The organism is Geomicrobium sediminis (assembly GCF_016908595.1).
GTDB lineage: Bacteria > Bacillota > Bacilli > Bacillales > Marinococcaceae > Geomicrobium_A > Geomicrobium_A sediminis.
The window spans coordinates 292,318-309,849 of the sequence record NZ_JAFBEC010000002.1; the positions used below are offsets into that span (position 1 = coordinate 292,318).

At 43.0% G+C, this 17,532-nt stretch carries 15 protein-coding genes; 3 read left to right on the forward strand and 12 right to left on the reverse strand.

Features of this window, described 5'->3' with window-relative positions; all coding sequences use genetic code 11:
- Positions 1 to 74 precede the first annotated feature (74 nt).
- From mdh to JOD17_RS04415, 10 genes are all read right to left on the reverse strand, one after another.
- Positions 75 to 1,022: a malate dehydrogenase gene (gene mdh / locus JOD17_RS04370; protein ID WP_204695859.1), complete on the reverse strand. Its 948-nt coding sequence runs from the start codon at positions 1,020 to 1,022 to the stop codon at positions 75 to 77.
- Between the two features lie 25 nt (positions 1,023 to 1,047).
- Entirely contained in the window at positions 1,048 to 2,310 is a 1,263-nt protein-coding gene (icd, locus tag JOD17_RS04375) for an NADP-dependent isocitrate dehydrogenase (protein ID WP_042420227.1), read from the reverse strand.
- A gap of 29 nt (positions 2,311 to 2,339) precedes the next feature.
- On the reverse strand, positions 2,340 to 3,455 hold the full coding sequence (gene citZ, locus JOD17_RS04380) for a citrate synthase (RefSeq protein ID WP_204695860.1): 1,116 nt from the start codon (positions 3,453 to 3,455) through the stop codon (positions 2,340 to 2,342).
- A gap of 487 nt (positions 3,456 to 3,942) precedes the next feature.
- On the reverse strand, positions 3,943 to 4,335 hold the full coding sequence (locus JOD17_RS04385; RefSeq protein ID WP_204695861.1) for an FxsA family protein: 393 nt from the start codon (positions 4,333 to 4,335) through the stop codon (positions 3,943 to 3,945).
- Between the two features lie 25 nt (positions 4,336 to 4,360).
- A complete protein-coding gene (gene pyk, locus JOD17_RS04390; RefSeq protein WP_204695862.1) occupies positions 4,361 to 6,115 on the reverse strand; it encodes a pyruvate kinase in 1,755 nt (584 codons plus the stop codon).
- Positions 6,116 to 6,138: 23 nt separating this feature from the next.
- The gene (gene pfkA, locus JOD17_RS04395) at positions 6,139 to 7,098 is read right to left on the reverse strand and encodes a 6-phosphofructokinase (RefSeq protein ID WP_204695863.1); all 960 of its coding nucleotides are present in this window, start codon (positions 7,096 to 7,098) and stop codon (positions 6,139 to 6,141) included.
- A 32-nt stretch (positions 7,099 to 7,130) separates the two neighbouring features.
- Positions 7,131 to 8,075 carry an acetyl-CoA carboxylase carboxyl transferase subunit alpha gene (gene accA / locus JOD17_RS04400; protein WP_204695864.1) on the reverse strand — a complete coding sequence of 315 codons (945 nt, stop codon included), beginning with the start codon at positions 8,073 to 8,075 and terminating at the stop codon, positions 7,131 to 7,133.
- Complete coding sequence (accD, locus tag JOD17_RS04405) at positions 8,072 to 8,950, reverse strand: acetyl-CoA carboxylase, carboxyltransferase subunit beta (RefSeq protein WP_204695865.1); 879 nt, start codon at positions 8,948 to 8,950, stop codon at positions 8,072 to 8,074. Before accD ends, accA begins: the two co-directional genes overlap by 4 nt.
- A gap of 96 nt (positions 8,951 to 9,046) precedes the next feature.
- A complete protein-coding gene (gene ystJ, locus JOD17_RS04410; protein ID WP_204695866.1) occupies positions 9,047 to 10,282 on the reverse strand; it encodes an NADP-dependent malic enzyme in 1,236 nt (411 codons plus the stop codon).
- A 187-nt stretch (positions 10,283 to 10,469) separates the two neighbouring features.
- A complete protein-coding gene (locus tag JOD17_RS04415; RefSeq protein ID WP_204695867.1) occupies positions 10,470 to 13,796 on the reverse strand; it encodes a DNA polymerase III subunit alpha in 3,327 nt (1,108 codons plus the stop codon).
- A 114-nt stretch (positions 13,797 to 13,910) separates the two neighbouring features.
- Between JOD17_RS04415 and ytrH the strand changes: the two genes are divergently transcribed.
- Together ytrH and ytrI are read left to right on the forward strand one after the other, a co-directional pair.
- On the forward strand, positions 13,911 to 14,249 hold the full coding sequence (gene ytrH, locus JOD17_RS04420; RefSeq protein ID WP_042420219.1) for a sporulation membrane protein YtrH: 339 nt from the start codon (positions 13,911 to 13,913) through the stop codon (positions 14,247 to 14,249).
- Positions 14,246 to 14,761, forward strand: coding sequence for a sporulation membrane protein YtrI (ytrI, locus tag JOD17_RS04425; protein WP_204695868.1), 516 nt, complete (start codon positions 14,246 to 14,248; stop codon positions 14,759 to 14,761). Before ytrH ends, ytrI begins: the two co-directional genes overlap by 4 nt.
- Here the strand turns inward: ytrI and JOD17_RS04430 are convergent.
- On the reverse strand, positions 14,742 to 15,698 hold the full coding sequence (locus tag JOD17_RS04430) for a DHH family phosphoesterase (RefSeq protein ID WP_204695869.1): 957 nt from the start codon (positions 15,696 to 15,698) through the stop codon (positions 14,742 to 14,744). The genes ytrI and JOD17_RS04430 overlap by 20 nt on opposite strands.
- A 75-nt stretch (positions 15,699 to 15,773) precedes the next feature.
- Between JOD17_RS04430 and JOD17_RS04435 the strand changes: the two genes are divergently transcribed.
- Positions 15,774 to 16,088: a YtpI family protein gene (locus JOD17_RS04435; protein ID WP_042359661.1), complete on the forward strand. Its 315-nt coding sequence runs from the start codon at positions 15,774 to 15,776 to the stop codon at positions 16,086 to 16,088.
- Between the two features lie 29 nt (positions 16,089 to 16,117).
- Here the strand turns inward: JOD17_RS04435 and JOD17_RS04440 are convergent, their stop codons facing one another.
- Complete coding sequence (locus JOD17_RS04440; protein WP_204695870.1) at positions 16,118 to 17,428, reverse strand: DRTGG domain-containing protein; 1,311 nt, start codon at positions 17,426 to 17,428, stop codon at positions 16,118 to 16,120.
- Between the last annotated feature and the right edge of the window lie 104 nt (positions 17,429 to 17,532).

Sequence of the window (17,532 nt, forward strand, 5' to 3'; positions counted from 1 at the left end):
ACGCGTTCATCATATCACACCCAAAGCTCATGTACAACTATAGAAAAAACCAGCCAAATTGGCTGGTTTTTCATTTAAAATTCATCAGGAAGTGCATTCATAACGCTCTGAACAGAGGTGACAGAAGTAGCAAATTGATCACGTTCTTCATCTGTAAGATCAAGTTCAATGATTTTCTCAATACCATTTCCACCAAGCACTGTCGGTACACCGACATAAACACCTTCATAGCCGTACTCACCTTCGAGATAGGCAATTGCGGGCAATAAGCGTTTTTTGTCTTTTATGATGGCTTCTACCATTTGCGTAAGCGAAGCGGCTGGAGCGTAGTATGCACTACCATTTCCAAGTAAGGAAACGATCTCCCCACCGCCTTTTCGTGTACGTTCCACGATGGCGTCAATGCGATCTTGTGATAACAACTTCGTTAATGGCACGCCTCCGACACTTGAGTATCGAATAAGTGGGACCATGTCATCACCATGACCGCCAAGTACAAAACCTTGTACATCTTCTACAGAAAGCTCAAGTTCTTGTGCGATAAAGGTACGAAAACGTGACGTATCAAGTACACCTGATTGGCCGATAACACGATTCTTCGGTAACCCTGACGATTTATAAACAGCATAAGTCATTGCATCCGCAGGATTCGTCAAAACGATGATGTGCGTATTCGGTGAATACTTTACCACTTGCTCTGTCACTGACTTCATGATATTCGCATTGGTATGAACAAGATCGTCTCGACTCATTCCTGGCTTTCTTGCAATTCCAGCCGTAATAACAACGACATCCGAGTCTTTCGTTAAAGCATAATCTGACGTACCAACAACACTTACGTCTACACCTTGTACAGGAGTTGCTTCTAACATATCTAAAGCTTTCCCTTGCACGGGTCCTTCTTGGTCAGGAATGTCGACGAGTACAACATCAGCAAGTTCCTTTTGTGCGACCATCAGTGCTGTCGTAGCACCTGTGAACCCACCACCAATAACGGAGACTTTTCTGCGCGTGATTGCCATAGCCTAGCCCTCCCAGCAAAATCAATTACATGTTTTTGATAAGTTCATCAGCAAACTCAGAGCACTTCACTTCTCTTGCGTTGTCCATAAGACGAGCGAAGTCATACGTGACAACTTTGCTTCCAATTGTCTTGTCCATTGATTGAAGAACAAGTTCTGCTGCTTCGAACCATCCTAAGTGACGTAACATAAGCTCACCAGAAAGGATAACAGATGATGGGTTTACTTTATCAAGACCTGCATATTTCGGTGCAGTTCCGTGAGTTGCTTCAAAGATTGCGTGTCCAGTCGCATAGTTAATGTTTGCACCTGGTGCAATACCGATTCCACCAACTTGTGCTGCAAGAGCATCAGAGATGTAGTCACCGTTAAGGTTCATTGTAGCAACAACGTCAAACTCTTTTGGACGAGTAAGGATTTGTTGTAAGAAGATATCAGCGATCGAATCTTTAACGATAATCTTACCAGCTGCTTCAGCTTCGTCTTGCGCTTTGTTCGCAGCATCTTTACCTTCTTTTTCAACGATTGCATCGTATTGGTTCCACGTGAATACTTTGTCTCCGAATTCACGCTCAGCAAGATCATAACCCCAAGACTTAAAGGCACCTTCAGTAAACTTCATGATGTTTCCTTTATGAACGAGTGTTAGGCTCTTACGACCTTCAGCGAGTGCATATTCAATTGCTGAACGAACGATTCGCTCTGTACCTTCTTTAGATACTGGCTTGATACCAATACCAGATGTTTCAGGGAAACGAATGTTTTCAGATCCCATTTCGTTACGAATAAAGTCGATCACTTTCTTCGCATCAGCAGTTCCTTCTTGGAACTCAATTCCTGCGTAGATGTCTTCAGTGTTTTCACGGAAAATCACCATATCTACTTCTTCAGGACGCTTAACTGGTGATGGTACCCCAGTAAAGTGACGTACTGGACGAAGACACGTGTAAAGGTCAAGCTTTTGACGAAGGGCAACGTTCAATGAACGAATTCCTCCACCGATTGGTGTCGTAAGTGGTCCTTTAATTGCAATCAAGTATTCACGGATTGCGTCAAGGGAATCTTCTGGTAACCATTCACCTGTTTTGTCGTGTGCTTTTCCACCAACAAGGATTTCTTTCCAATCGATTTTCTTTTCGCCGTTGTATGCTTTTTCAACCGCTGCATCAAGAACGCGAGAAGCTGCAGCCCAAATGTCAGGACCGATTCCGTCACCTTCGATATATGGAATAACTGGGTTGTTAGGTACGTTTAGTACACCGTTGTTTACTGTAATTTTTTCAGCCATAGTAAAAACCTCCTGTAAAAAATGATGGATTAGCGATTCTCAATCGAAACATATTGTTGCTTTCCAGGACCTACGTACTCTGCACGCGGACGGATTAAACGATTATCGCTATATTGCTCTAGGATGTGTGCGTTCCAACCAGAAACACGGCTAACCGCGAAGATTGGCGTAAATAAGTCATGATCAATACCTAAACTATGATACATCGATGCAGAGTAGAAATCGACATTCGGAAGAAGTCCTTTTTCTTCTGTTACGATCTTCTCAATTTGAAGGCTCATCTCATACCACTTGTCTTCACCTGTAATACCACCGAGTTTTTTCGACATTTCACGAAGATGTTTCGCACGTGGATCACCGTTTTTGTATACGCGGTGTCCAAATCCCATGATTTTTTCTTTTTTGTCGAACATGCCTTGAACGTAGCTGTCTACGTTTTCAGGTTGCTCAATCTCACTTAGCATTTGCATAACACGTTCGTTCGCTCCACCGTGCAATGGTCCCTTTAAAGCACCAATCGCTGCTGTAATACCAGAGTAAATATCTGATAACGTAGCGACACAAACACGTGCAGTAAATGTCGAAGCATTTAGCTCATGATCTGCATGCAATACGAGTGCTTTATTAAATGCATCTTCTGCAACCTCATTAGGCTCTTCACCGTTTAACATGTACAAGAAGTTCGCAGCAAAGCTTAAGCCTTCTTTAGGTTTAACAGGCTCTTTGCCATTACGAATACGCGCAAAACCAGTAACCACTGTTGCAACTTTTGCTTGCAATTTAATTGCTGATTTCTTTGCTGTTTCCACGTCATTCTTGTCTGCATCTTTGTCGTATAGACCAAGCTGCGAAATTGCTGTGCGTAGCGCCGCCATTGGATGTACATCAGCAATCGGATACGCTTTCATGTAATTGAAAATCTCGTCTGGAACTTGCATGTTTGCAAATAACTCTTTAGAAAAAGCGTCAAGCTCTTGCTTCGTCGGTAATTTGCCATTCCATAATAGGTACACGACCTCTTCAAACGAAGATTGTTCTGCTAAATCATCAATATGGTAACCTTGGTACGTTAACACATCATCAATAATCGAGCTAACACTTGAAGTCGTCGCAACGACTCCTTCTAAACCTCTTGTTTGACTCATTACAATCTCTCCCCTTTGTAACAAGAATCCGATTCTTCATAAATAACAAGGATAACTTGTCTTAACCTTGTCCACATTATGCGTTTTCCATCATGCAGAAACGAAAAACGTATGACTGCTGTTACCAGATAAAACCGTCGCGCGCACCATAATTTCTACAAGATCAACGTGAAGTGAACACGATCATCCTACTATATTGTATTCAATTGTTCCCTCGTCCAATTTGACATAATTAGACAATTCTTACCGTATGTTACTATGGTGGTCGTGATTTCTCCAGTTTTTTCAACATCCTCTATTATAAACGTGATTCGTCTTTTTGTGAACGAAAACGCACAAATCTTTTTTCCAATGTTTTTTTGTATACAATGAAAGATCGCTGGAAAACCCTCAAGAAATCAAGGCTTGCCCTTTTACATTTACATGATTCTCTTAAAAATTACCAGAAAAAAACACCCCTCTTAGAACACCATCTAAGAGGGGAACTTTATCTTCGTATAACGATGAATCGGCCACTCGCCACCATTTTTTGAAAAAAATGTCGTAAAAACCCTTTAATGTAAGCTCTTGTAAACGGGATGAGTAGAATAAATCCTATAAGGTCAGTCAAAAACCCTGGAGCTAATAACAACAACCCTGCGAGTAAGATACAAACCCCGTCGATTGCTGAACTTGTCGGAACTTCATGATTGTTCAGCTGCAGGTTAAATACTTGCCAAGCTTGTCTTCCTTCTCGTCTAGCCATCCATAAGCCGATTAAACTCGTTAGCAACATTAAACCGAGAGTTGGCCAGAATCCGAGCCAGCGACCAACAAGCCATATTCCAGCGATCTCTATGATTGGTACGAGTAGCAAACCGACAAGCAGGAATCGTGCCATAATCACTCCCAACCCCTTCCATCAATTACAATACTCGAGCGTGACCTTTGTAGATGTCGCCTCTTGAACTGTCAACGGTTAGTTCTTCACCATCTTTAAAGATCTTAACCGCATCATGAACACCGACAATGACTGGAACGCTAAGTGAAATTCCTACCACTGCAGCATGACATGTTAAGCCACCTTCTTCAGTGATGACCGCCGCTGCTTTTTCAAATGCAGGCATCATCTCTTTATCTGTTCCTGTCGTAATCAGAATGTTGCCTTCTTCCATCCTAGCATTTGCTTCTGCAGCATCTTTAACAACGACCGCTTTACCACTTGCAGTTGTGCGACCAATTCCTTGACCTTTCGCTGCTACTTCACCGATCACATGGACTTTCATCATGTTCGTTGTACCAATCTCACCGACCGGTACCCCTGCTGTTATGACGACAAGATCGCCGTGCTTGACTTGATTACTCTTGAGCGCAACACTAACCGTTTCATCGAACATTTCATCTGTCGTCTCGACAGTGTTTCCAAGTAGCGCATGTACGCCCCAAACGAGAGTTAAACGTCGTTGCGCACGAATGTTACTCGTCACAGCAACAATGGTTGCTTTCGGACGATATTTTGATACGAGTCTAGCTGTATAACCACTTTCTGTAGCCGTCAAAATCGCAGGTGTATTTAACGTTAGCGCTGTTCTAGCTACTGCTTGACTGATCGAATTCGTAATCGTCGTCTGGCTTTCTTCTGTACGGATGTTAAGCAAACGATCGAAATCTAGTGCAGATTCGGCACGCTTTGCAATGTTACTCATCGTCTCAACAGCTTCAAACGGATAGTCACCTGCTGCCGTTTCACCTGAGAGCATAATTGCATCTGTACCATCAAAAATCGCATTGGCAACGTCACTAGCTTCTGCACGAGTAGGTCTAGGGTTACGCTGCATGCTGTCTAACATTTGCGTTGCAGTAATGACTGGTTTAGCAAGATCATTACAACGTTGAATGAGTTTCTTTTGAACGAGTGGAACTTCTTCCGGTGGAATTTCTACACCTAAGTCCCCTCGTGCAACCATAAGTCCGTCAGACACTTCGAGAATTTCTGCGATATTCTCGACACCTTCTTCGTTTTCGATCTTAGGGATAATATGCGTATCGCCTGCGCCATGCGCTTCCAAAAGCTCACGAATTTCAAGGACATCTGAAGCACGACGAACGAATGAAGCTGCAATAAAATCAACTTCTTCTTCAATTCCAAAACGAATATCTGCTGCATCTTTGTCTGTCATGCCTGGTAGATTTACTTTTACTTTCGGAAGGTTAACTCCCTTTTTGTTCTTTAACACACCATTGTTCATTACGGTCGTAACGACGTCTTTGCCTTCAATACGATCAACATGAAGTCCAATGAGACCGTCATCTAACAAAATCGTATTACCGACTGAAAGATCTTCTGACAAATTCTGATACGTTACACCGATTCGATCCGTCGTACCGACTACTTCCTCACCAGTTACGATGAGTGGCTGACCTTTTTCGAGTGTAATCGCGTCATTTTCCATCGTATACGTGCGGATCTCTGGACCTTTCGTATCTAACAGAATCGAGACGGTCGTTTCAAGTTCTGCCGCTGCTTCTCGAATCGTTTTAATACGACTGCGATGTTCTTCATGTGACCCGTGCGAGAAATTTAGACGTGCCACGTTCATCCCTGCTGAAATCAGGCGTTTAAGCATTTCTTTCTCTTCAGATGCAGGTCCGATCGTCGCGACTATTTTAGTTTTTCTCATCGAAAGATTCCTCCTTGTGTCGACTAAATGGACAGCTCTTGAGAGAGCTTGTACATGTTTTGATCAATCTTGTGTTTCTCTTCAAGTGCTGTTTGAATCGGCTTATGGACGACTTGATTGTTTACGAGTCCTACCATCTTGCCTGATTCGCCTTCCAATAGAAGTTCAACAGCTCTTGATGCAAGTCGACTTGCCAACACACGATCAAAGGCTGTAGGAGAACCCCCTCTTTGAATATGGCCAAGGACTGTCACCCTTGTCTCAAGTCCTGTTTCATCTTGGATCTCCCGAGCGACATCAACACCGCTACCAACACCTTCTGCAACGATGATAATACTATGCTTCTTCCCTCTGCGATGACCTCTTAATAAACGTTCAACGATGTCCTCAGTCTCTTGGGGTTGCTCTGGGATCATGATCGTTTCTGCACCATCAGCAAGACCAGACCAAAGCGCTAAGTCGCCTGCATCTCTACCCATTACTTCAATGACATACGTTCGTTCATGAGAGGTAGCTGTATCTCGGATTTTGTCGATTGCATTAATGACTGTGTTTAATGCTGTATCAAAACCAATCGTAAAATCGGTACCTGGAACATCGTTATCAATCGTTCCCGGAACACCGATTGTTGGGTACCCTAGTGACGTCAACGCTTCCGCGCCGTGGAATGAACCATCTCCACCTACGACAACGAGCCCATCAATGCCCGCTTTGTTGAGGTTTTCAATGGCTTGTTGTTGACCTTCTTTTGTTTTAAACTCTTCACAGCGCGCCGTATAGAGCATCGTTCCCCCACGGTGAATGATGTCGCCAACGTCACCAACTTCCATTTTCTCTATATGGTTGTTAATGAGTCCCGAATAGCCGTAGTAAATCCCGTAAACCTCAACGTCGTGATAGATCGCCTTACGTACAACTGCTCGGATCGCGGCATTCATCCCCGGGGAATCTCCACCGCTCGTAAGTACTCCGATTCGCTTCATGTTGATCACTCCTACCCTTTAACCAGCATTTCTTACATACCAATTTTACTGAACTTTTCGTAGCGTTGGTTTCTTATCTCTTCTTTGGATAGTTGCGTTAATTCGTCCATTTGTTGCTTTAAAACCGAGTCAATATACTCAGCTTGTTGCTTCACATTATGATGTGCTCCGCCTCGAACTTCACGAATCACGCCTTCAATAACACCTAATTCATACAAATCAGGTGCCGTAATTTTCATCGTCTCCGCTGCACGCTGAGCCTGTGTTGCATCTTTCCATAGAATTGCGGCTGCGCCTTCTGGTGAAATTACAGAGTATGTGGAGTTCTCAAGCATAAACATGCGATTAACCACGCCAAGAGCCAATGCTCCACCACTTCCTCCTTCACCGATTACAATACCAATTGACGGCACAGTAAAGCTTGCCATTTCTAACAAGTTGCGCGCAATTGCTTCACTTTGTCCACGCTCTTCTGCCGCTTTACCTGGGAATGCACCTTTTGTATCAATGAGCGTAATAATTGGCCGATTAAACTTATTTGCTTGATGCATCAAGCGTAACGCTTTACGATACCCTTCTGGATGCGGCATCCCGAAGTTCCGTTGAATATTCTCTTTCGTATTCCGTCCACGTTGGTGACCAATAATCGTGACCGGTTGTCCTTTATAAAACGCAATTCCACCGACAATTGCATCATCGTCTCCATAATAACGATCACCATGAAGTTCAATGAAATCGGTGAATAAATGCTCAATGTAGTCCAACGTTGTCGGTCGCTCGGCGTGTCTTGCGATTTGCACACGCTCCCAAGGCTTTAAATTATCGTAGATTTGAGATTCAACTTGTTGTAAACGTCCTTCTAGATGAGCGATTTCTTCTTCAAGATTAATATCTTTGTCTTGCGTGAAGTTTTTCAATTCATCTATTTTATTTTGGAGTTCTACAACAGGCTTTTCGAATGGTAACTTATGGGTCATGACGAAAGCTCGCCTCCTCGTTGATGCGAAGCTTGATGCATCTTCAAGATCGTTGTTAGTGTTGATTTCATCTCAGAGCGATGGATGACTTTGTCGAGTTGACCGTGTTCAAGTAGAAACTCTGCAGTCTGAAAATCTTCAGGTAATTCTTCACGAATCGTCTGCTCAATAATTCTTCTACCTGCAAATCCAATTAACGCTCGTGGTTCTGCAAAATTGTAATCACCAAGCGACGCAAAGCTTGCGGAAACACCACCTGTTGTAGGGTGCGTCATGATTGAGATAAACGGCAACTGTTCTTCGTCAAGTCTTTGCAAAGCAACAGATGTTTTAGCCATCTGCATAAGGCTAAGAACCCCTTCTTGCATTCTTGCACCACCGGAGGCACTAAACATAATGAATGGCACTCGATCCTCTAGTGCTGTCTCAATTGCGCGCTTAATTTTTTCGCCAACGACTGTCCCCATGCTCGCCATACGAAAACGTGGATCCATGACACCGATCACGACCGGCAAGCCTTCCATTTGCCCACGTCCTGTAATGATCGCTTCATTCAAGCCTGTCTTTTGTTGATCACTCGCTAACTTGTCTTCGTAGTCGGGGAAATCAAGTGGATTCCCTGACAGAAGGCTTACATCAAGCTCTTCAAATGAACCGACATCGATTACGCTATTAATTCGGTCTCTTGCGGTCAACCGGAAATGATGATCACACTTCGTACAAACATAATCATGTTTCTTTAATTCCCTTGAATACATGATCGTTTTACACGTTGGACATTTCGTCATCACACCGTCGTTCATCTTCGTCGGTTGTGTACGTTCAGAAGGGATCGTTGCATACTTTCTTTTCTTTGAAAATAAGTCTTTGAACACCTTATTCACCTCTCGTACCACACTAAAGGCGGCTTTCTCCAATAGGAAATAATAGGGAAAAACGATCGTCCAAAGAGACGATCGCTCCTTATCTTCTTATTCCTCGATCATAGCCATTTTTCTTGTTCGTGAAGCAACCTCTTCTGGATCAGCTTCCTTACGGGCAACACCAGTTTCCATCGCTGTTTTTGCTACCGCAGCAGCGACCGCTGGTGCCACTCTTGTATCGAATGGTGCTGGAATGACATAATCTCTCGTTAATTCTGATTCAGAAATAAGTTCAGCAATCGCAAAAACGGCTGCTTGTTTCATCTCTTCATTGATATGCGTCGCATTCACATCCAATGCCCCTCTGAAAATACCAGGGAATGCAAGAACATTATTCACTTGGTTAGGGAAGTCAGAACGACCAGTACCAATGACTGCCGCCCCTGCTGCTTTTGCATCTTCAGGCATAATTTCAGGGTTCGGGTTCGCCATTGCAAAGATGATTGCATCGTCATTCATGCTCTCGATCATCTCTTTTGTGAGTGCGCCTTCAACAGAAACTCCGATAAACACGTCCGTGTCTTGAATCACGTCTTTAAGAGCGCCTTCTTTCTTCTGGCTGTTCGTTACTTTAGCAATCTCATCTTTGATTGGGTTCATTCCAGCTGTACGACCTTCAAAGATTGCTCCCTTACTATCACAAAGGATAATTTCTTTGACACCCATGCTTAGAAGCAGTTTCACGATTGCAATTCCAGCCGCTCCAGCGCCGTTTAATACTACGCGCACATCAGATAGCTGTTTGTTTGTTACTTTAAGTGCATTGATCAACCCAGCAAGAGTAACGATTGCTGTACCATGTTGGTCATCATGGAAAATTGGAATGTTTGTTTCTTTCTTTAAACGTTCCTCGATGATAAAGCAATTCGGAGCTGCAATATCCTCTAAGTTCACACCACCGAAGGTAGGTTGCATTAATTTAACTGTTTCAACGATCTTATCAGGATCTGAAGTGTCTAGACAGATTGGAAATGCATCCACACCTGCAAATGATTTGAACAGAACAGCTTTTCCTTCCATAACAGGCAATGATGCTTCTGGACCGATGTTACCGAGGCCAAGAACTGCACTACCGTCACTAACAACCGCAACCATGTTGCCTTTCATCGTATATTCAAATACCTTTTGCTTGTCGTTAAAAATCTCTTTACACGGTTCTGCAACACCTGGAGAATATGCAAGACTTAAATCTTTACTGTTTCTTACGGGAATCTTAGATTTCGATTCTAGCTTTCCTTGCTTCATTCTATGAATGTGTAGTGCTTCTTCTCTAGTCGTTGGCATTATTCCTGCACACTCCTTAACAAGTGGATCTCATCTTATATTTGATGAATCTTATGTTTGCGACCGATGGGACGCTGTTCGAACTATGAATGAATAAAAAAGGACAAACTGTATTAACTGTACATGTGCAATCTATTATAACAAAGTGTTCTCTTGCATTCACCCTTTTGCGTTCAAAAAGACGATCTCATTTTTTGACAACGTTTTCTTCACCTACAATAAGGGTTAGACGTTCTAGCAATTCTTTTTTGATGTGAACATGGTAACTCGCGTCTAACTCATACAGCTTGCGTTTTGATTCATGGTACACCTTTACACCGGCAAATCCAGAATGGTTGCGGAGCTGTCGTTTAATTGCGCTTAATGTCTTCGTAGAATTTAAGTGTTCAGGTATTTTGAGGTAGAGAGACGACGTTGATTCAGCCTTAGCATGGTCCGCTAGTTGAGTAAGCTGAGCGAGTATCTTTATTCGATTCGCATTGCTTTCCACTCTTCCAAAGACAACGAGAAGTTCTCCTTCAATAAGTTCATCTTTCATGTCACGATAAACATCTGGGAAAACGACAACTTCAATTCGACCTGTATCATCGCTAAGGTTCAAAAAAGCCATTGATTGTCCATTTTTCGTTCGTATAGGCTTCATTGTTTCTAAAGTTCCAGCAATCCAAACGTATTGATCATGATGTTCTTCAGCAACTTCTCCAATGTCTTTTGGCTTTTGCGCTTGGAATAAGTGTACATATTCATCAAGTGGGTGACCACTTAAGTAAAACCCAGTCGCTTCTTTCTCTTGTAGCAATTTCTCGTGATGGGTATACGGTTCGCGTTCTGCATAACGGAAATCTTCATCACGGCTTTTGAAAAGGGCACCAACATCATCTTCGAAATCAATGTACTCTCTCGCTCGATCAATCGATGCGAGCAAGACTGCGCGGTGTTGTTCCCACTCATCTAGTGCCCCTGAGCGGATGAGGCTGATCAGTTGATTTCTTTGCAAGCGAACAGGCTTCATTCGACGACAAAAGTCTATAAAGTTACGAAACCTACCATTTTCCTTTCGTTCAGAAACAATCGCTTTTGCTATATTTCCTCCGACGTGTGCCACACTTTGAAGTGGGAAACGCACGCCCCATTCATCTGCGGTATACGTGTAATCACTGTTATTGACAGACGGTCCAAGTATAGACAACTCTTCGCGCTTCATCTCCGCTGCCGCGCGCTTCATCCGTTCTAAATCACCACTAATCATCGAAAAATACGCGGCATAGAAAATTCCTGGGAAATGTGCTTTAAAGTATGCAATTCGATACGCAATTAAACTATAAGCAACTGCATGACTTCGATTAAAACCATAGTTTGCAAATTGCAAGATCCATTCAAACAACTGCTTGGCTACTGATTGATCGTATCCGCTCGTGACTGCGCCTGCTAGAAAACGCTCTTCCTCTTGCAAGAGTAAGTCTTTGTCTTTCTTACTAATCACGCGTCGAAGAAGATCTGCATCTGCCAATGAATAATTAGCCACTTGCACAGCAACTTGCATAACTTGCTCTTGATAAACCATAACGCCGTACGTTAGTGATAGCGTCTGACGTAGCGAATCATGCAAATACGTAATGTTCTCTGGTGCACGCTTTCCCCGTATAAACGTATCGATATTGTCCATTGGACCTGGTCGATACAGGGCATTAACCGCAACAATATCTTCGAATTGACTCGGCTTTAACTTCCTTAACACCGACTGCATACCCGCCGACTCAAACTGAAACACTCCTGCGGTTTGACCACTTGCAAGCATTTGCATCGTTTTTTTATCATCTTTTGGCAACTGATCGAATAATAGATGTTGTCCTGTTTTTGAGAAGGTATCTTTTTGTAGGCGATCTAAAAGTGTTAAGTTCCGTAATCCTAGTAAATCAAATTTCAAGAGTCCGAAAGCATCAAGATCTTCCATCGGCAACTGCGTATACGCGAGCGCCCCTCTTTCACGCACAATCGGTACGACCGACGTTAACGGCCGTTTACTAAGAACGATTCCTGCTGCATGCAGTGACGTATGCCTTGGCAACCCTTCAATGGCAAGTGCTCGATTAAACCATTCATGTACCTCATCGTTTTCTTTGTACAACCGTTGAAGTTCAGATGTATTCTTAATGACGGTGTTTAGTTCACCTGCTGTGCTCGGTATAAACTTTAAAACTCGTTGTAAAAGTGCATCACGAATGCCTTGAACTTTCGCTGTTTCACGTAATGAAGAACGGACGCCAAATGTTCCGAATGTAATAATTTGAGCGACATGCTCACTGCCGTATCGTTTTGCTAAATAATGGAACATTTCATCTCGACGATCATCAGGAAAATCAAGATCAATATCAGGCAATGATTTTCGTTCTGGATTTAGAAAGCGTTCAAAGAGTAACCCATATTCAAGTGGGTTCACATCGGTAATAAATAGGCAGTATGCTACGAGAGAACCTGCAGCGGAACCACGACCCGGACCGGTTAACATCCCTTGTTTTCTGGCATAGCGCATATAGTCCCACACGATCAAAAAGTAATTGGAGAATCCCATGTTCTTAATCGTTTGCATTTCTTTTGCAAGGCGTTCCTTTACTTCAGTCGTTAGATCAGGAAAGCGCACAGCTGCACCTTTTCTCACGAGTTGTTGCAAGTGCGTGGTTTCCTCTTCATTACTAACGCTTGGCAATGTCGTTGTTAGCGACTCTAAAGAAACGTCAACGAGACTAGCCACGTTCAAGGTCTCGTGTAATGCTCTTCGTTCAAAGTCATTTTGCCACGTTGCTATCGCTTCTTCCACTGACAACAAATGTGACTCAGCACGCCATTCAAATTGGTTGACCTCTGCAACTGGAACATCGTCTCGAATGGCGTGTAAGCATTGCTTCACCCAATCATCACCTTGATATAACATCGTAACGTTAGCAAGTGCTATTGGCGTCAAGTTCTGCTCGGTGAGAAACGTTACCCATGCATTGTGCTCATGAAAGTCCGTATGTGTACTCGGCAAAAGTCCACACCAATAATTGTCATTTGGCAAAACGTGCTGCCATTGGCGAAGCTCTTTTGTCGCACGCTCATATTGTTCGAGATTGATCAGCTTAGCGATTGGGTGTGTTTGTTCTGGAAAGATAAAAACAACGTCATCCGTTTGAATTTGAGCGAGTTGCTCAAATTCAATTCGCTCGTCATTTGAAGTCGCAACAGTTGAGAGTGAGAGGAGTGTTTGGTACCCTTTTGCATTCTTTGCGTAGACGAGTACATTGCCTTCCACTTCATTGCTAACGACATCAAGTTCAAGCCCGATAATCGGTTTAATTCCTTCGTTATGACACGCATCGATGAACTTTTTCACGCCATACATGACGTTGCGATCCGTAAGAGCTAACGTCTCATAGCCTAGCGATTTTGCTCTAGCAACAAGCGCATCAATCCGACAAGTACTTGTCAAAAACGAATACTCACTTTTCACTTGTAAATGTACAAAATTAGCCATGACTCTGTTCACTCCGATCGTTTTTAGATTGACTAGTCATAACTTGGACAAAGACTCGATATAAATGAAAGATAAGAGACTAGGTGATTCGTTTCAAGGAGAGGGGCATGCACCATGTTTAGCAGAGACTTTGCCGCTACACTCGTCATTGATTTTTTTGTTGCCTTTGGCGTCGTTCTAGGTGGAGCACTAATCGGTGGAATTGGCGCGTTTATTATCGGAAAGCCACCACTTACGACCATTCAAGAACTTGCAAGCAGTTTAAAGATTTGGGCGCTCGTTGCAGCCATTGGCGGGACATTTGATGCAATCACAAGTCTAGAGCGGGGATTGTTTGCAGGTACTCACATTGACGTTTATAAGACCATCTTCATGATATTAAGTGCCCTCTCGGGTGCAAATGCAGGTGCACTCATTATTCAGTGGATTACTCAGGAACAGATGTATCCATGAGGATTCCACCCTATTATAAGCGACCCGGGTGGCAACGTTTTTTAGCAGGCCTATTTATCGGTGTTGTCATCGGTTGGGGGCTTTTCATCTTTCAATATGGCCAAGTCTATGAGCGAACCATTATCGAACTTAGAAAAAACGAACTCACCATTAATCAACTTGAAAGTCAAATTGAGCTTTTGCTCGCACGTGAGCAAGAGCAAGAAGATCTCGATGAAGATCAAAAACGTGTGGAAGTAGAGACCATTGAAATTCACTTTACAAATGAAAGAGAGAGCAGGCTCAGTGAACTTGCCCTCTATGACTTACGCCAACAAGCCGTCGATGAGTTAGAGCCTTTGCTTCATCAGAACTTAGAAAGTGTCGCTGAGCAGCAAGAGCTCGTCATTCGAACACTTGAAAACAAGCGATTTGTTGTGAACGAACAACAATTCAGTCTCGAAGTATCACGAGCCATCTTCTATAAAAAAATTGATCTTCATACAGAAATTGTTATTGAGTCTTCGGGTTAAACTGTTTTGCAGCTTCATTTAATTCTGCAATGATCGTGTCGATCTCTTCTTTACTATTCGCAGACGCACCCGCAGCAAGCGGATGGCCACCACCGTTATGCTTCTCTGCAATCGTGTTCACAATAGGCCCTTTAGAACGGAGTCGTACGCGATACGTGCCATCCTCTTGTTCGACAAACATCCCCCACGTAAGAAGACCTTCGAGGTCGCTAATGGCGTTTACAAGTGCAGAAGATTCATTAACGGTTACTTCATATTGTTTTAGTTGCTCGTCTGACACACGAATCGCAGCAACACCGTACTCACTTAAGCTCACTGTACGTAACAGCTCACCTTCAAGGCGTAAAAGTGGCAACGGTTTACGATATAGATTGCGAAACAGTTCAGGCAAATCAATGCCTTGTTCCATCAACACTCCTGCCGCTCGAAACGTATGTTCAGTTGTATTCGGATGACGAAAACGTCCGGTATCCCCGACAATTCCTGCATATAAAACCCTTGCACTCGTTTGGTTCATCTTCCATCCGTTTGGCTTTGCTGTTTCCTCAAACCATCTTGTTATCATTTCAGACGTTGAGCTGTAGCTCGTATCGACCCATGATGCATCCGCATAATCATCAATTTCTGGATGATGATCGACTTTAAATGTCTCTTTGGCTAATGCGTACCGCTCTTCATCGATCCGTCCACGGTTAGCTGTATCACAGATAATAACGAGGGCGTCTTTGAACGTTTCGGTATCCACTTCATCCATTGTTGCTAGAAATGAAAGGGACCTTTCGTCTTCTCCAACTGTGTACACCATCTTCGTCGTGTTTTCTCGAATTAATTCTGCTAAGCCAAGCTGCGAACCAAACGCATCTGGGTCTGGTCGCACGTGACGACAAATGATAATTGTATCAAAGCGCTCAATTGTTTCTAATAGTTTTTCTTGCACTGTCACTTCTCCTCTGTTGTACATCGAACCCTTATCCTGTAAACTAATAACGAATGAAAAAAAGGGGGATATTCGATGGGATTTATTTCAATTGTCGTTACGTTGATTCTAACCCTAGCTCTTGCATTGTATGTTTATTATAAATATAAACGTTTCCGCGTAAAAGGCGAACGTTTAAAAGAATGGTATCAAACGAAAGCAATGACTGCTCTTGGGATCTTCATTCTATCACCAGGCCTATTGTTCATGTTCTCGTACCGAAGTTGGGTCGATATCGTTGTTGGACTCGTTTTTGCAATTCTCGGAGCTGTGTTCGTCTACTATGGAATTAAAGCAAATCGAATCATCACACCATTTGCAAAAGAAGAGTTACGCTCTCAAGAGAGTTAATGAAACAGCTGCCCGTTGGCAGCTGTTTTTTAACGTTCAAGAAGTTGAGCAGTCATTAGACCTTTGCCAACAAGTTCATCATTTGAGTACAATTCGACATCTACCTTACCACTTTTACGACTGACTTCAAGAATCTTACCCTTCATCTCAATCTTGCTTTCAATTTGCACTGGCTTTAGGAAGTATAACGATAAGTTCTCAACAACAACATCACCACGTTTATGACGCCTTAACAGTCGGCTACCGACTTCTGTAATTAACGTGGACAACACTCCGTACGAAATCATCCCAATTGGATTTGTCATTTGCGGTGTTAAATGACAAACGTAATCATAAACTGTTCCTGTTGGCGCTTCTTCCACTTGTCTCGTTACAACATCATCAAGTGTGTCTCCAACATGTGGTTGACGTTGAGCCATTTGCAAAGCTTTTAACACATCTTGGCGGCTGATGACCCCAACAAGTCTAGCCTCATCATCAACGACCGGTAATAACTCAATACCTTCCCAAACCATAACGTGAGCAGCGGATGCTAGCGACATCGTTGCATGAACGGTAATCGGCTCTTTCGTCATCACCTTTTCCACTGGCGTACTTTCTTTCATTGAAAGAATGTCTTTCGCCGCAACCATACCTTGAACTTGCATTTCATGATTAACGACTGGATATCGACTATGGCTCGTTTTTGCATTTAATTGATGCCAACGTTCAACCATATTATCTGTCGTTAAAAAGTACGTCTCATTGAGGGGGATGAGAATATCTTCTACGATGACAATTTCTTTCTTTATCAATTGATCATAGATCGCCCGGTTAATCATACTGGCGACCGTAAACGTATCATAACTCGTCGTTATGATCGGTAGCGATTGTTCATTGGCATACTGAATGATTTCTTCATTCGTACCGAATCCACCCGTAATTAACACGGCTGCCCCGGCTTCAAGTGCCAATCGATGAACTTGATAGCGATTTCCGACAATTAATAAGTTTCCCGGTTCTACGTATCGCATCATCGCTTCCATCTTCATTGCACCAATAACAAACCGTTGAAGCGTTTTATGTAAGCCACTTCTTCCACCAAGAACTTGTCCATCTACGATGTTAACGACTTCAGCAAATGTTAAATGATCGATATTTTCTTTAAGTTTCTGTTCAACGCGGATCGTGCCTACTCGTTCAATCGTCGTAACGAGACCTTGGTTCTCCGCTTCCTTAATGGCTCTATATGCTGTCCCTTCACTAACATGTAGGGCTTTGGCAATTTGGCGAACAGAGATTTTTTCTCCAACGCTCAATTGAGCTATGTAATCTAATATTTGTTCATGCTTCGTACTCATTCGGGTCACTCCTTTTAGAAAAAGGATAATTACGATACAAAAAACTTGGCATAAAGCCAAGTTTTCGACTAAAGTCTCTTTAATTATATCGGTGTCGTTCGTGG

Coding starts and splice junctions, on each gene's coding strand:
- mdh (WP_204695859.1), bottom strand. CDS start 1,022: ATGGCAATCACGCGCAGAAAAGTCTCCGTTATTGGTGGTGGGTTCACA.
- icd (WP_042420227.1), bottom strand. CDS start 2,310: ATGGCTGAAAAAATTACAGTAAACAACGGTGTACTAAACGTACCTAAC.
- JOD17_RS04385 (WP_204695861.1), bottom strand. CDS start 4,335: ATGGCACGATTCCTGCTTGTCGGTTTGCTACTCGTACCAATCATAGAG.
- ytrH (WP_042420219.1), top strand. CDS start 13,911: ATGTTTAGCAGAGACTTTGCCGCTACACTCGTCATTGATTTTTTTGTT.
- JOD17_RS04435 (WP_042359661.1), top strand. CDS start 15,774: ATGGGATTTATTTCAATTGTCGTTACGTTGATTCTAACCCTAGCTCTT.
- pfkA (WP_204695863.1), bottom strand. CDS start 7,098: ATGAAGCGAATCGGAGTACTTACGAGCGGTGGAGATTCCCCGGGGATG.
- accA (WP_204695864.1), bottom strand. CDS start 8,075: ATGACCCATAAGTTACCATTCGAAAAGCCTGTTGTAGAACTCCAAAAT.
- ystJ (WP_204695866.1), bottom strand. CDS start 10,282: ATGCCAACGACTAGAGAAGAAGCACTACACATTCATAGAATGAAGCAA.
- ytrI (WP_204695868.1), top strand. CDS start 14,246: ATGAGGATTCCACCCTATTATAAGCGACCCGGGTGGCAACGTTTTTTA.
- citZ (WP_204695860.1), bottom strand. CDS start 3,455: ATGAGTCAAACAAGAGGTTTAGAAGGAGTCGTTGCGACGACTTCAAGT.
- JOD17_RS04415 (WP_204695867.1), bottom strand. CDS start 13,796: ATGGCTAATTTTGTACATTTACAAGTGAAAAGTGAGTATTCGTTTTTG.
- JOD17_RS04440 (WP_204695870.1), bottom strand. CDS start 17,428: ATGAGTACGAAGCATGAACAAATATTAGATTACATAGCTCAATTGAGC.
- pyk (WP_204695862.1), bottom strand. CDS start 6,115: ATGAGAAAAACTAAAATAGTCGCGACGATCGGACCTGCATCTGAAGAG.